Annotated in this window: 7 protein-coding genes and 1 pseudogene; 5 read left to right on the forward strand and 3 right to left on the reverse strand. The window is 36.5% G+C overall.

The genetic code is table 11. From position 1 onward, the window contains the following. Positions 1–786: 786 nt before the first annotated feature. Positions 787–1,692, forward strand: coding sequence for an ABC transporter substrate-binding protein (locus tag ACFIMP_RS01860; RefSeq protein ID WP_375632130.1), 906 nt, complete (start codon positions 787–789; stop codon positions 1,690–1,692). Positions 1,693–1,703: 11 nt separating this feature from the next. On the opposite strand, the gene ACFIMP_RS01865 is transcribed toward ACFIMP_RS01860, so the two are convergent. Next, positions 1,704–3,236, reverse strand: coding sequence for a YifB family Mg chelatase-like AAA ATPase (locus tag ACFIMP_RS01865; protein WP_375685934.1), 1,533 nt, complete (start codon positions 3,234–3,236; stop codon positions 1,704–1,706). Between the two features lie 408 nt (positions 3,237–3,644). Between ACFIMP_RS01865 and ACFIMP_RS01870 the strand changes: the two genes are divergently transcribed. The 3 genes and pseudogenes from ACFIMP_RS01870 to ACFIMP_RS01880 all read left to right on the forward strand — a co-directional run. Then, the gene (locus tag ACFIMP_RS01870; RefSeq protein WP_375628501.1) at positions 3,645–5,609 is read left to right on the forward strand and encodes an autotransporter assembly complex protein TamA; all 1,965 of its coding nucleotides are present in this window, start codon (positions 3,645–3,647) and stop codon (positions 5,607–5,609) included. Further along, positions 5,609–10,267 carry a translocation/assembly module TamB domain-containing protein gene (locus ACFIMP_RS01875; RefSeq protein ID WP_375685935.1) on the forward strand — a complete coding sequence of 1,553 codons (4,659 nt, stop codon included), beginning with the start codon at positions 5,609–5,611 and terminating at the stop codon, positions 10,265–10,267. The genes ACFIMP_RS01870 and ACFIMP_RS01875 overlap by 1 nt, the downstream gene beginning before the upstream one ends. Positions 10,268–10,705: 438 nt before the next feature. Further along, positions 10,706–10,983 (forward strand): annotated as a pseudogene (locus ACFIMP_RS01880) (integrase arm-type DNA-binding domain-containing protein); the annotation flags it as partial. A gap of 722 nt (positions 10,984–11,705) precedes the next feature. Here the strand turns inward: ACFIMP_RS01880 and ACFIMP_RS01885 are convergent. Further along, positions 11,706–13,472 (reverse strand): ABC transporter ATP-binding protein, encoded by a 1,767-nt coding sequence (locus ACFIMP_RS01885; protein ID WP_375628498.1) that lies wholly within the window; start codon positions 13,470–13,472, stop codon positions 11,706–11,708. Positions 13,473–14,066: 594 nt separating this feature from the next. After that, positions 14,067–14,585: a translation initiation factor IF-3 gene (infC, locus tag ACFIMP_RS01890; protein WP_026500140.1), complete on the reverse strand. Its 519-nt coding sequence runs from the start codon at positions 14,583–14,585 to the stop codon at positions 14,067–14,069. 196 nt (positions 14,586–14,781) lie between these two features. Between infC and ACFIMP_RS01895 the strand changes: the two genes are divergently transcribed. Beyond that, entirely contained in the window at positions 14,782–15,561 is a 780-nt protein-coding gene (locus ACFIMP_RS01895) for an alpha/beta hydrolase (protein WP_375612802.1), read from the forward strand. Positions 15,562–15,574: the final 13 nt, after the last annotated feature.

The raw sequence follows: 15,574 nt of genomic DNA on the forward strand, positions 1-15,574 counted from the left end.
TCTTTAAAATGTGAAAAAAGCTTCATTTGAGGAAAATATAAATGCGTAAATGTAAAAACACGTTTCCACGATCATCTTTTATATTCAACTTTACAATTTAAAAAAACGTCTACGGTGATATTTTTGAATAATGAGGGTAATGACGAATTATCTTACGCTTTTGTTTCTTGCATTCTCGTGAGGTTGCATCGCTCATTCAAAACAAAACGCCATTGTACTGTTTATTCACGCGCTTTTTTAAGGAGCATCTCTCAATGTTCCCAAACTCATTTTACAACGATGTTTGAATAGTATAACGCAAAATACCCTGTGAATACTACAAGATTTATGTCCCCCATCTTTCCCATCGTGACAATAAAGTGCAAATCAGAATCATCATTTTATTTTTCAGCTCTTAAATGTTGATGCAACCTTAATGTTGAGAAAACCCTCGGCATTTGAGGGGTATTTTTACTCTTTTCTTCAATAGTATCTATATACTTCCCAGGTTGTGATACGCAAGGAAATGGTCTTAATATTTTAAGGTACGCGGGATATTTTGATAAAATAAAGTGTACCACTAAAGTATATACAGCTTATTTCTTATATTAAAAAATTAAATCGCTTTTCTCTAAAATTACTTTTTATATATTCATTTTGGAAAATTAACATCAGAAATCTAAGCATTTTCAATGGTTTCAAAAATAGCAAGAATTTTATTTATTAAACGCCAGATATTTTGGTGAAGTGCGTTAGATAATAGTTAAGAAGTGTTGCATCTTAGTTTTGAAAAATGGGGGAGAGATTTTGAAAATAAAAAAATCTATATATGTGAAACATCTTCAATTGCGTTTACAGTACTTTTTATTCAATAATCCATACAATATTTTTATTCGTATTTTATTTGTAGCAGGGGGGGTTCTATTTTCCTCTTACGCAGAAGCTGAAAGGTTGCCTTCTTTTTTTGATTCGCATGAACATTTGGTACAACCTGATACAACGGATATCTTTCGTTTGCGTTTTGTAACAACTTTTGATTTTCCTCCTTTTAATTTTATTGATCAATCGGGGTATCTTGCAGGTTATAATATCGATTTATTGCGCGCTATTTGCTCAAAATTAAAATTAGAGAAGCTTTGTGAAATAGAAGTGATTCCTTGGAAAGAGCTTGTAGAACATGTTAAAAATGGTGGTGCAGAAGTCATTATTGCGGGTTTAAAAGAAACAAGTAAAACCCAGCAAGATCTTGTTTTTACAAAGTCATATTTGCGCTTTCCAGCGCGATTTGTTGCTTCTCGACGTTTAAATCTCGATGAGCCAATAAGCGATCAATTGATACATTTAACCAGTGGTGTTTTGTCTAAAAGTGTTCACGAAAAACTCTTTCAATATTATTTTCCTAAAGCCAAATGGCAAGGGTTTAAAAAGAGAGAAGAGCTCTATAAAGCATTACAAGAGCGTAAAATTGACCTTATTTTTGATGATGGATTTGCTTTATCATTATGGTTCAAAAAACAAAAATCTGTTGATTGCTGCCATTTTGTTGGGGGGGCATATATGGCGCCACAGTTATTGGGGCAAGGAATGCAGCTTGCTGTTGCAAAAAAGAATGAAAAATTGGTTGATATACTCAATTATGCGCTGAAATCTCTAGAAGAGGATGGTAAACTTACAGAACTTTATTTGCGTTATTTTCCAATAAGTTTTTATTGATGAGTAGTTTTTTAATTAAGGGCTGTTAATCTTTCTGCGCCTAGTCGATAGGAAATAGCTTCTGCGAGATGATAGCGTGAAAGAGTATCTGATCCGTCAAGATCAGCAATTGTGCGTGCAACTTTGAGAATGCGATGATAAGCGCGTGCGGAGAGGTGCATTTTTTCACTCACATCTCGTAAGAGTATGGTCGCACTTTTATCAGGAATGGCAATCTGTTCTATAATTTTGGCAGGGCAATCGCCATTGGTACGAATATGATCAAACCCCATTGTTGAAAAACGTTTAGCTTGAATGGTACGGCACCGTGCGACGCGTTTGGCAACGTCGCAGCTTTTTTCTGATTGTTCTGGTTGCATAAGGTCCATAGCCGTCAAAGCAGGGACATCAATCCGTAAATCAATTCGGTCAAGCAGAGGACCAGAAATACGGGACTGATAATCGATTTGACAGCGTATCCCTTTAGGGCAAACATGGTCTTTTTCGCCTGCCATACCACAACGGCAAGGATTCATTGCGGCAATAAGTTGGAAGCGAGCAGGATAGCTAATATGGTGATTAGCGCGGGCGATAACTGACTCCCCACTTTCTAAAGGTTGACGAAGAGAATCAAGAACCCGTGGAGAAAATTCAGGCAATTCATCAAGGAATAACACACCATTATGAGCAAGGGAGACCTCTCCCGGTCGTCCTTTAAGCCCTCCACCAATCATTGCGGCCATGGAAGCAGAATGATGTGGGGAACGAAAGGGGCAATGAAGTGAAATGGTATTATGAACCGTTTCTCCTGTAATAGAAGCAATCAGAGAGACATCTAAAAGCTCATGGCTATCAAGAGGTGGCAAAATGGAAGGTAAGCGTTGCGCTAGCATAGATTTTCCAGCACCAGGGGGACCTACAAACAAAAGGTTATGGCGTCCAGCAGCACAAACTTCTAAGGCACGTTTGGCTGTTTTTTGTCCTTTGATTTCGCAAAGATCTGGAAGTTCAGTTTCGATAGTATATTGGCGCGGTTGTGGACGTTTTTGAATTTGGGTTCCTTTGAAATGGTTGACTATAGTGAGCAGAGTCTCTGGGGCAAGAATATTTATTTCTGCATTTGCCCATGCTGCTTCAGGTCCACATTGGAAGGGACAAATCAGTCCTTTATCGAGTGATAAAGCTGTCATGGCAGCTGGTAAAACACCATTAACGGCGGTAAGTGAACCATCCAGTGATAATTCTCCTAAAATGACATAGTCTTGAGCTACTTCGGGAGGGAGGATTCCCATAGCAAGCATTAAGCCTACGGCGATTGGCAAATCATAATGCGATCCCTCTTTAGGCAAATCAGCTGGTGCAAGATTAATCGTAATTCGTTTAGTAGGCATAGAAAGTCCACAAGCGTGGAGGGCTGCTTGTACACGTTCACGGCTTTCTGCAACTGCTTTATCAGCTAATCCAACAATAGCCATTCCTATTTTACCAGACGAAATCATAACCTGTACATCGACAGGGACTGCTTCTAGACCGCGAAAAGCAACAGTTGTAATACGTGCGATCATTTATTTATTTTCCCCCTTTAGACTTGGTAGAGACAATCATATCTATTTATAAAAATCAAGAAGCATCTCTATAGCTTTTTTTATAGAGAGAACTATATACGTGGGCAGTTTTTTAGCATTCCCATGGAAAGTCATTTGTACAAATTTAACCATGATGATATGGGACGCAATAAAACATTTATAATAAGCTAAATAAATATGTTAAGAAAAAAAGAATGAGGCTGTTCGTGTTATACAACAGTGCAAAATTTTATGAAAATATAAGGGGAGGATAACGTTATGTATCGCAGAGTGTTATTTGATGTGATAAAACGTGTAAAATGTGCAAAGTAATTATATTTACCTTTCTTATTTTTATATTATTTAAAGCGTAGTAGATGCAAAGTGTATTATAAGGTATCTGATTTTATGGTATACCAGACAAGAATTTTGTTAAAATCAGGGACTGTGCGCTGTGTATTTATAGGCTTGTGTTTTACTTTTTCTTTTCCACAGCCACTTGCTGCATTTGATTTTTTCGGCATCCCTTTTTTTGGTCAAAAGAAAACAAATTCTTCTTCACATTATACCAAAAGTACAGAGAAATTTTATAAAGTTGATGTTGTTGCACCGCCAGGTGCACCATTAGAAGGTATAAAAATAGTTAAATCTGTTTCTTCTCTTGTTGCTGATAAAGAGAAAGCATCCGCCAGTTCTTCTGGTTTGCTCGCCAAGGCGCGTTCAGATTATCGAGCAATTCTTTCTGCTCTTTATGCTGATGGACGCTATGGTGGTGTTATTAGTATTAAAATTAATGGCTTAGAAGTCGCTGATTTAAGTCCGGTAACTCAACTTCCAGCACAATCGAATATCGTTATTACAATTAATGCTGGTCCACAATATGTTTTTAGTATTGCCAATATTGATAAAGTAGCTCCGTTTGAAAAACGTAAAGCGCATAAAATGCCCACAATTGAAGAATTGGGCTATAAATTTGGGGCTATTGCTAAATCTGAAACCATTTTGAAAGCAGAAAAATGGGCGATAGAAGGATGGCGGCAACAAGGTTATGCTAAAGCTAAAATTATGAAGAGTGAAGTCGTGGCTGATCATGCTACATTGCGTGTTGAAGGACGGATTGTTGTTGGTCCTGGACAAAAGGCTTATTATGGTCCTTTAAGTGTGCGTAATATAAGTAAGAAACCACGTGTAGATTCAGCTTATATCGCGTGGATGACCGGATTGAAACCAGGGCAGATATACGATTCTGATGCGTTAGCTAAGGCAAATGAACGTCTTGCGCGCCTTGGTGTTTTTCGTGCTATCAATATACGTGAGGCTGATACTATTAATCTAGATGGTAGTTTACCGCTTGCACTTGTTGTACAAGAACGTAAACCGCGTCGTTTTGGTGTAGGCGGTAGCTATTCAACTTTAGACGGTGCTGGTTTTGAGACTTATTGGATGCATAATAATCTTTTGGGTCATGCAGAGACTCTTAAAATTGAAACAAAAATAAGTGGTGTTGGTAGCAATAAAAAGCAATCATATAATTTTAAAAATTTTGATTATCTTTTCGGTGGTACATTTGTAAAGCCCGGTGTACTCACGCCAGATACAGATTTCAGATCAGAATTAAAAATACAACAAGATGTTTTAGAAAATTATACGACAAAAGCCATCAAAGGAAAATTAGGTATTACGCATATTTTTAATGGTAATCTATCGGGACAGGCTGCTGTAGAAGTTTCAAATGGTTATTCACGTGATATCTATTTTGGGAGCCGTAATTTTACAACAATCGGTTTCCCTAGCGGCTTGATTTACGATAGTCGTAATAATAAGTTTAATGCAACAAAAGGTTTATATGGTGAAGTTTTCATTGAGCCTTTTTATGAGATGCGTTTTAGCAACTTTGTTGCAAAAGTAACAGCAGAAGGTCGTTCTTATTGGGCGTTGGATGAAGGGGATCGTTTTGTTGTTGCTGCGCGGGCAAAGCTTGGTACAATTCTTGGGAATGATACAGCACAAGTACCCGCAAATACGCTTTTTTTTGCTGGTGGTGGGGGCTCTGTTCGTGGTTATGCTTACCGTAATATTGGTATCAAAACAGAAAATGATGGGGTTGTTGGTGGACGGGCGCTTATTGAGGGGTCAGCAGAATTGCGTGTTTCTTTAAATGATAAAATAGGGTTTGTCAGTTTTCTTGATGGAGGTTTAGTAGGGAAAAAGGCGAATTTTGATTTTTCTCAAAAAATTAAATGGGGAGCCGGTATAGGAGGTCGTTATATGACGGGTCTTGGTCCTTTACGCGTTGATTTAGCCTTTCCTTTAAAGAGAGAGAAGGGTGACCCTCGCATTGGTTTTTATGTGGGTATAGGGCAAGCATTTTAATGAAAAAAGGTGTACGTTTATCAGCTTTCTTCTTTGTATTTTTGTTTTTTGGGGTGGGTGGTTTTGTTTTTGCGCAAAGAGGAGACATTCTTCCCTCTAGCGAAATGAAAACAGATGATCGCTCATGGTTTGTTTCTTTAATTGAACGAAAGCTTTCAGCGCCTAATCGTCAAGTTCGTTTACACAATATGCAAGGGACACTGTCTTCTCAAACATCAATTGATACTATTACTGTCAGTGATAAAAAAGGGGTTTGGCTTAAAATTACCAATGCTAAAATGGATTGGAATCGTCTAGCGTTGCTGAGAGGGCGGATGGATATTAACCAGCTTTCGGCAGAACAGGTTACATTTTTACGCAAACCGCAAGGCAATTCTTCTTTTGTTTCTTCCCTTGAGACTGGTAAATTCTCTTTACCAAAATTACCGCTTGCTCTTTCTATCAATACGCTTACAGCTCAACATGTGACATTTGAACAGAATCTTTTTGGTTTTTCTGCTGATATGTCCTTAAAAGGCAATTTCACCTTGGCTGGTGGTAATTTTGATGTCGATATAGCGGCGCATCGTTTAGATGCACCGGGTTCTTTTTCTGTTCTCACCAAGATATCTGATAGTAATCGTACAGCTCAAATTGATATTTCTGCTAACGAACCACAAAATGGTATTTTGGCGAATATTTTTAACATTGAACAACGTCCAGCATTAAGTCTCGTCGTGAAAGGTGATGGTACTTTTGATGATTTGGTTATCAAACTTTCTTTAGAGTCCGATCATCATTCTATTTTAGATGGTAATGTTATTCTTGCAAGTGTTCCAGAAGGACAGAGTTTTTCTACGAAATTAGAGGGAACACTGAGCCCTTTAATACCTGTTCAATATCGTAGTCTCTTCGAATCTGATATAACATTAAAAGCAAAGGCAAGAAGAACAAAAGAAGGTGTGACACACCTTGATCAGATGGTTATTCAGAACAAAGCAATGAATGTTATAGCCAATGCTGAAATAACCGCTGATGGATTCTTGCGACGGCTTTTTGTTGATGGCAAAATGGCTCTTGATAACGAAAAGAAGTCTATTCATTTACCTATATCAGAAGTGCCAAAACCTGCGAATACTCTTGCTTTGAACATTGACTATGGTCGCGAAGGTCAACAATCTTGGAATGGGCGGTTGGTTGTAAATCATTTAAGCAATAAAAATATTTATATTCGCGATGCAATTTTTGATATGGGAGGAGTAAGCGAAAATCTTGATAATGCAGCTTCTCGTCATGTTGGTGTTCAGGTTAAAGGGACGCTTCAAGGGGTTAAAAAGATTAAGGGAGCGTTAGTAGAAAATTTAAGCCAAGCGGTTCATGTGCATTTAGATACGGATATTGTTTCGAACAAACCAATTTTGATTCATGATCTGAGTGTTACGGCTCAGGGTTTTTCTTCTTGGTTAAAAGGGACAATGGAGAATTTTGTTTTTAAAGGCGATCTCGGTTTAAAAGCTCAAACATTAACTCCTTTGGAAGTGTTCAGTAAACAATCACTTTCTGGTAATGCAGATATTAAAGCCAAAGGAACGATCAGTTTATTGAGTGGCATTTTTGATCTCCAATTATCAGGAATGGCTGACGATATGAAAATAGGCGTGCAGTCTTTTGATCGTTTATTCAAAGGAAATACTACTCTTTCAGGTGGCACTGCTCGAAATACAAAGGGCTTCACTTTACGTCATTTTAATTTGAAAAATCAATATACAAATATAGAGGCTAATGGTTATTTTTCAGATGAAAGCGCTAAAATGGATCTATCTGCTCAAATATCTGATTTGTCCAAATTAGACTCAAAGATAAGCGGTGCACTTACAATTCAAAGTACGGCGAGAGGGCGCAATAGCCATATAAAACTAAATACACGTGCCCATATTTCTGAAGCATTAATTGTAGGGAAGAAACTTCAAAACACAACATTTAACATAGATGCATTTGTAGATAATACAGCACCAGTTACTTCTTTAACAGGGGTGGTAAAAGGTGAAGGAATTTTTGCTAAGAAACCTTTGCATTTATCGGCCTCTTTTGAAGATTCTCATAAAATTCGAAAACTTGAAAATATCGATATTAGAGGGGGAAGTGCAAAAATAACGGGTGATCTTTCTCAACAACTTGGCGGTTTTTTGAAAGGAGCGCTGCATATTGATGCCGATGATATTTCCGTACTTTCAGCGTTATTTTTGCAGGATGGTAGTGGAAAAGTAAAAGGAGATTTTATTTTTGATGAACAAAATGGCAGACAAAAAACCAATGTGAAGGCGCATGTTAACCATTTGAATTTTTCCAAGAATAAAATAAAAAAATTGGCAATAGATGCTGACATATTCGATCCTTTTGGCATGACTCAGTTTGAAGGAGTTATCAATGCAGAACATATTCAAACACCTTTGGTAATAGTCAATCGTTTAAATGCTCACGCTGATAGGAATAATGGACAAACGGTTTTTACTGTCCAGGCGATGTTGCATGATACTCTCAATGCAAGGCTTTCTGGTCGTTTAATGGTTGAGGAACTTCCAGAAAGTATAAAACGAGAAGTGCAAATTGAAGCTGTGGACTTAAAACAACATACTTTTCATGCAACATTGCCGAAGCCATCTATAATTTCTTTTGATAAAGATGGAATGACAATCAATGAATTAGGAATTGCAATAAATGGAGGCAACATCATTTTAGCAGGAAATATTCAAGATACCCTGAATTTACAACTTACAATGAATGCGCTTCCTGCTGCTTTAGTCAATCTGTGGAAATCCGATCTTGGAGCAGCAGGGAGTGTAACAGGGCAGGTTATGATTCGTGGTCATTTAAAAAAACCTGATATAACTTACGATATAAAAGGTGAGGGACTGACAACCGTTGCTTTTCAAGATAAAAAAATTATGCCTTTTTCTCTTTCTGCTACGGGAAATACTGTAGATCAAAATCTTACTTTGAATGCAAATTTAACAGGAGAAGGAGTACAAGCACAAGCTCAGGGGCGTGTATCTCTAGAGAAAAATGCGCTTGATCTTCATATTAATTTGCAAAATTTATCTGCACGTTTGGCGAATGGTTTTATTGCAGGACAAGCGCTTGATGGGACAGTGATAGGTAAAGTTGATATTGGTGGAACAATGAAGGATCCATCTGCTCATTTTGAGCTTTCTAGTCAAAATTTAACCGCTATGACGCATAAAGGACCGATGTCAATCAATATAAATGCTCGTGGTTCTTATAAAAAATCGACATTTCATATTGAAAATATGATAGCTACTGGAGATAAAGGATTAGATCTTTCCATCCATGGGCCTGTATCTCTTAATGGTTCAGAGGCAAAATTAAACGTTAAAGGGATAATGCCTCTTGATTTTGTTAATCTCTTATTAGCTAAGCGTGGTGCACATATAACGGGTACAGCAAGAATTGATACAGCTCTTAATGGGTCATTATCAAAGCCACAATTGATAGGAAATATTTCTATAGGCGACGGTAGCTTTTTTGATTCACAAACAAATGTAGGATTAAATAATATAACAATTGAAGGCAAATTGAAAGGTGATCATATCCTTATAGAAAAAGCTTCAGCTTCTTCGTTTGAGGGGGGAGGAATTTCTGCTTCAGGTCGTATCTCTAATGGTCTAGAGACAGATTTGATATTTCATCTTGATAATGCCAATTATAATGATGGTTCTATGATTCTGGCAACATTATCAGGTGAGATGACAATGACAGGTCATTTTTTAAATAGTCTTGTTCTTGGTGGTGATATCATCGTTGAAAAAGCTGAAGTTTTTGTTCCTGATCATTTTAAAAGTGCCAAGTTTCTTGATGTTAGAAATAAGAATTTAACTAAATCGATTCAAACAACACTTGAACGTGCTGATGTTAAGAACACGAACAAAAGCAAAAGCCGTATAGTTACACAAGAATCTTCATCTGTCGTGCTATCAAACATGCGTATTACAGCACGCAATCAATTTTTTGTACGCGGAAAAGGCTTAGATGCTGAACTGGGAGGACGCATTAATCTAGCAGGTCCATTGAATGATGTGCATCCAGTTGGTGAATTTAGAATGATTCGTGGACGTTTTGATATCCTGTCGCAACGTCTTAATTTTGATCAAGGACAAGCGAGTTTTAGTGGTAATCTTAATCCTACGGTTTATTTTGTAACCAACAATAACAGTGGTGATATTCGTGTCACTGTAACTGTAAGTGGGACGGTTGATAATCTTGATATTAATTTTTCATCACAACCAAATTTGCCTCAGGATGAGATTTTGGCGCGTTTGATTTTTAATCGCTCTCTTAATGAATTATCACCATTTCAGATTGCTCAACTTGCAGCAGCAGCGGCTGATCTTGCAGGTAGTTCTAATACATCTTTGTTGAATACTTTACGAACTAAAATTGGACTTGATGATCTTGATGTTATCGTTAATGAGAAGGGGAATACAGGCTTACGTATTGGACGCTACATACACAATAATATTTATTTGGGTTTTGAAGCAGGGTCTGATGGAACGACGAAAGGGACAATTAATTTAGATATTTCGCGTCATCTCAAAGCTAAAGGTGCCATAGGAAATGAACAAAATTCTAGTATAGGTCTCTTTTATGAAAGAGATTATTAAAGATTGAATTTTAAAAAAACAATTTCTTCGTTTTGTCTCTCATTTCTAAATCTGAGGAAGGAGGCATAGACTAGAAATCCTATAAAAGAAGAAGCTTTTTGTTGAGGCGTGAAGAGATATATCTGAAATATTCGATTTTTGTTATGCTATTCTCTAAAGGGACAAAATCTTCACGAAAGATAGTATGTTATTTTGCTGCTATATATTTATTTTAGAGAAGTACCTTACCTTGTTTTCAAGCCCATATCGTGCTGTTGCCTAAAGAATGGATTCTGTGCAATATATTGATTTATAAAGATAATTTATTGTTATTCAACTTGAATTAGAACTTTGCATATCGTACGAATCTCTTTCGTATTGAATCAATCAAAACCATTCGGTTTGTATACTACAAGCGGAGAATCCTGTGTGGATAAAACTATTAAGAAATGACTAAAAATGCCTCTTATGAATCATCTCGAGAGCTAAGAGCTGTCGCAACATTAGGAGTTGGCAGAATAGTGTGAATGGTGCCAGCTTGTTACTCCATAAGCGTAAAGATAGGGCAGCTTAATGGATTTATCATTATACAATTCACGGACGTTATCGCGAAATGGGCTTGGGGAAGACTTTGAGAGAGGTTTCTTTAAAACAAGCAGGTGAATTTGCAACACAATGGCATTCTGTTTTTATGTGAAGGACATGATTCCATTAAAGAACGTGATAAACAAAAGCGTTAAGCGGAGAATTCATAAGATATCGATTTTATTGTCAAACGCATTTAAAGCAATATTTTTTAATAATAAAAATTACCTATTATTTTAGATTTTTGTTTATTGTGTCTTGAATGAGATCACTTTTCTTATAACGAATAGCTCCGCGAACAGAGTACTCCAAAATATAACATTATTGTATTGCAAGTTTATGTACTTGTTTTAAAGTAACATTTCTCAGTGTGCGCTTGAGTCTATTTCATAAGATTGCTTGTGAAATGGTATAAAGTACCTCTTATGAATGGTATAAAATCCACACTACCATTATTAATAAAGGTATAAGTATTTACTAAAGCTATAAGCCGGCATTATCATTCTATTTTCCAGCTTCTCATGTTGCTGACAATCTTTTCATTTGAAAGTGTAGAGGTATTTTTATTGCTTATCTTAAGAGTTTTTATGCATATACCAATATCTCTTATAACGTACAACAAGCGCTTTTGATTGATTCATCATAAATATAAAGAAAATTTGCAATAAGCAAATTACATCTTATCTTTTGCATTCAACAAAACAACGAGTAAAGTTTTCATCTAAATCCAAGAATTTTATTTTCAATAAACCATAAATTATTTACCAATTCTTGATTGAAGTAATGCTTTTTCTTGATAACAAGTCTTTTTTTATAAATGGAGCATTACCTTCTATCCATTTTTTATTTCAAATCTTATTTAAGGATCTAGAAATTAGGGGGTATGTTTTTTGAACTGGATATTATGAAGTTTTTTATAAAACCCATGTTCTTTTGCGAGCAATTCTTTTTGAGTACCTTGTTCAATCAGTTGTCCATTTTGTATGACCACAATTTTATGAGCACGAGCAATCGTTGAAAGGCGATGAGCAATAATGATCGTTGTGCGTCCTTTAGTAAGGTGATGAATAGCTTCATTAATTTGTGCTTCGGTGTGTGAATCGAGCGCACTTGTTGCTTCATCAAGAATCAGAATTTCACTATCGTGAATCATTGCTCTAGCGATAGCGAGTCGTTGTTTTTGCCCCCCTGAAAGATTACAGCCATTATCACCTATCTGTGTATCATAACCATTTGGCAAACTCATAATAAAGTCATGAGCATTTGCTGCTTTTGCTGCTTCGATAATTTCGTCATCACTAGCCCCTTCTTTTCCAAGCCCGATATTATATTTAACAGTTCCTTGAAAGAGAAAAGTATCCTGTCCTACATAGGCCATCAGGTTTCTCAGAGAGCGAAATGTTGTGTAGCGAATGTCTTGATCATTAATCAATATGCGTCCTTTTGTGGGGTCATAGAGGCGCATAATAAGGTTGATAAGGGTTGATTTTCCCGAACCGGATGGTCCCACCAATGCTGTCATTTTTCCGGCTTCTATTTCTAGGTTGATGTCTTTCAATATCATTTTGTTATTAGTGTATGCAAAAGAAACATGTTCGAAACGAATAGTTCCTTGCGTTTTATTCAGATCTTTAGCTTCTTTATGTTCTACAACTGTAAGGGGACAATCGAGTATTTCAAACATCGTACGGATATTGACCAAGCCAGATTCAATTTTAACACGTACATTTGCTAGTCTTTTTGCGGGTTCATAAGCTAAAAGTAAAGCAACAATAAAGGACATAAATTCACCTTGAACACCTGCGCGTTGGGTTGCAAGATAACCGGAAAAACAAATAATACCTGCAATGGCAACACCCGTGAGTGTTTCCATAATTGGATTGGTAATAGCTTCGAGTGTTGCAATACTGTTTGTTTGTTTTTCAACATCACAAATGGCTTTGTCCATCCGTTTTTTCATGACTTCTTCTAGTGAAAAGGCCTTGATGATTCGAATACCAACAGCCGTTTCCTGTACGATTTTGATAATTTCACCAAGTGAAAGGAGCTCTTTTTCCATCAAGCTGCGAACGCGTTTTAAAGCCATTCGAACGCCTAAAAAAGCTAGTGGTCCTACGATTAAAGTAATGGAGATTAACACAAAGTTTTGAATGAACATGACAAGCAACAGACCACTAACGGAAAGCAAATCACGTACAAAAGTTGTGATAATAGTATCAATTATATTACGTACGGCTGTCGCGTTATGAGTTACACGAACAAGAAGATCAGATGAAGTGTTATTATGATAAAAAGAGACTCCTTGTTCCATAAGTCGTGCAAAAATTTTACGCTGTTGTTCAGCAATGATACTATTGCCTGCTTTGTTTAGAAAGTAAGTTTGGAAAAAAGTTGCAACTCCTTTGAGAATAAAGATAAAAGCAATGAAGCTAGAAATCAAAACAATCATAGGAAAATTTTGTGCATCAATAATCTGATTAACAACATCCCGCATAATCCATGCACTGGTTGCTGTGGTACAAGAAATGATGATCATTGAGAAGATAGCCGCACTGTACCAACGCATATGTTTACGAAAATTTTCTCGCAAAAGGCGGATAATAAGATGTTTGTCAAAAGAGGAAATTTGTTTTTTAGCCATGAAGAGCTTCTATATTCTCTCATTATTTTATGCAAGATTGAAACACTCTTAATTAAAAAGCCCCTTAATCTTTTTTACAAAAATAGCTTTTTCTTTCAAGGTTCATCACATCAATTTCACGACGGTGAGAGTGAAGAATGTAGTGCAAAGTTTCTGTGAAAGGTATAACGAAAATTCGTTGTTCATCATTATTTTTAGTTTTCAATAAAAGGTACCGGCGAGTTTCTCTATTGTATTTACCAATTTCCATATTGTGATAGTCTTTGGCACTTGAAATGGTTCACAAAAAACATTTCTGCTTTTTTAATAATTTTATGTATCATCTCCATTTGTGATGTGTAAGCAAACAATTTTGCCGCATTGCATGATAAGAGAGATTGAAATAAGAAGACCTTACGATGTTTGAGCTTTCTCATTAATATGCAAAATAACGAATTCTTCTTATAAATTGATAAAGCATTATTAAACTCTTAAAAGGATTTATACACATTTATAAAACCTTAAAAGCACCACAAAAATTCTATGTGGTGCTTCTAAATAATACTATACACATCATTTTGATGCGTTGCATGCGAATATTATTCCAATGCAAAACTATTTAGGTGCTATCACCATCATCATTTGCCGGCCTTCAAGCTTTGGCTCCAATTCGATTTTGGCAATTTCACTTGTATCTTCTTTCACACGCTGAAGAAGCTTTAATCCAAGATCTTGGTGAGCCATCTCACGACCACGAAAACGCAAAGTAATCTTTACTTTATCACCATGATCAATAAAGCGATGAACAGCCTTGAGTTTAACTCCATAATCATGGACATCAACATTTGGGCGCATCTTAATCTCTTTGATTTCGATGACTTTTTGCTTCTTACGTGTTTCAGCAGCTTTTTTTTGGGTTTGATATTTTAATTTTCCCAAATCGATGATTTTACATACAGGTGGCTCCGCATTTGGTACAATTTCAACCAAATCAAGTCCCGCATCTGCAGCCATAGCAAGAGCTTCTTGTATCGCAACAACTCCCTGATGTTGTCCCTCATCATTGATAAGCTGAACATGAGGTACCCGAATATCCTGATTTGAACGTGGTCCGTCTTTTTGGGTAGGTGTCATTTTAAACGGTTTACGAATGGTTTATGCTCCTTAAATTTTGATTCAACTACAGTTAATTTAATATACAATTATGTACCTAAAAACAACTATAATTCGTGTTATTTTCATTATTTGATTTATTACTTTTTGGAATGATTTAGATTATAAAAGTTTTTCTCTTAATTTAAAGAAATTGTTTTATAGAGGATAAAAAATCATGGATCAAAATATTCCTTGTCAGTTTTTTTCATTTGAGAACACCGCACTTGCAGTACGCTATCGCAAGGGGCGCCAATCTCCAGGTTTGGTTTGGCTTCCTGGCTATCAATCCGATATGTTAGGAAGTAAGGCAACGTTAGTTGATCAGTTTGCTCAGAAGAATGATTTGTCTTGTTTACGTTTTGATTATTCTGGACATGGAGAATCTGAAGGTGATTTTTTTCAAGGAACAATTTCGCGTTGGGTTAAGGAAAGTTTAGCGACTTTTGAAACCTATTGTGAGGGTCCACAAATTTTGATTGGTTCCTCTATGGGGGGGTGGATTGCGCTAAGGCTTGCAATGATGCTAGCACAGAAAAATAAGAAGCTTGCTGGCATGATATTGATTGCTCCAGCACCTGATTTTACACAAACATTGGTGGAACCAAAATTAGGCCCAGAAGAATGGAAGATTTTGGAGGAGAAAGGCTATATTGAACGACCTGCAGTTGATGATACAGAGCCAATGCCCTTTACAAAAACATTGATTGAAGATGGGCGCGAAAATTGTGTTATGAAAGGATGCATTGATGTTGGATGTCCAGTCCATATTCTACAAGGGATGGAAGATGAAGATATCCCCTATCAGCATACATTGACTTTACTTGATCATTTACCTCTCCATGATGTAACATTGACACTTGTTCGTGATGCGGATCATCGCTTTTCTCGTCCACAAGATTTAGATTGCCTTGAAACAGTATTGAGATCTTTTATTAATCAGATTAATGCAAAGTAAGGGGTACATTTAT

Source organism: Bartonella sp. AP65SXKL (genome assembly GCF_042195725.1).
Taxonomy (GTDB): Bacteria; Pseudomonadota; Alphaproteobacteria; order Rhizobiales; family Rhizobiaceae; genus Bartonella.

Excerpts from the sequence above, each read along its gene's own strand:
- ACFIMP_RS01865 (WP_375685934.1), bottom strand. The coding sequence starts at position 3,236 with ATGATCGCACGTATTACAACTGTTGCTTTTCGCGGTCTAGAAGCAGTC.
- ACFIMP_RS01870 (WP_375628501.1), top strand. The coding sequence starts at position 3,645 with ATGGTATACCAGACAAGAATTTTGTTAAAATCAGGGACTGTGCGCTGT.
- ACFIMP_RS01875 (WP_375685935.1), top strand. The coding sequence starts at position 5,609 with ATGAAAAAAGGTGTACGTTTATCAGCTTTCTTCTTTGTATTTTTGTTT.
- ACFIMP_RS01885 (WP_375628498.1), bottom strand. The coding sequence starts at position 13,472 with ATGGCTAAAAAACAAATTTCCTCTTTTGACAAACATCTTATTATCCGC.
- infC (WP_026500140.1), bottom strand. The coding sequence starts at position 14,585 with ATGACACCTACCCAAAAAGACGGACCACGTTCAAATCAGGATATTCGG.
- ACFIMP_RS01895 (WP_375612802.1), top strand. The coding sequence starts at position 14,782 with ATGGATCAAAATATTCCTTGTCAGTTTTTTTCATTTGAGAACACCGCA.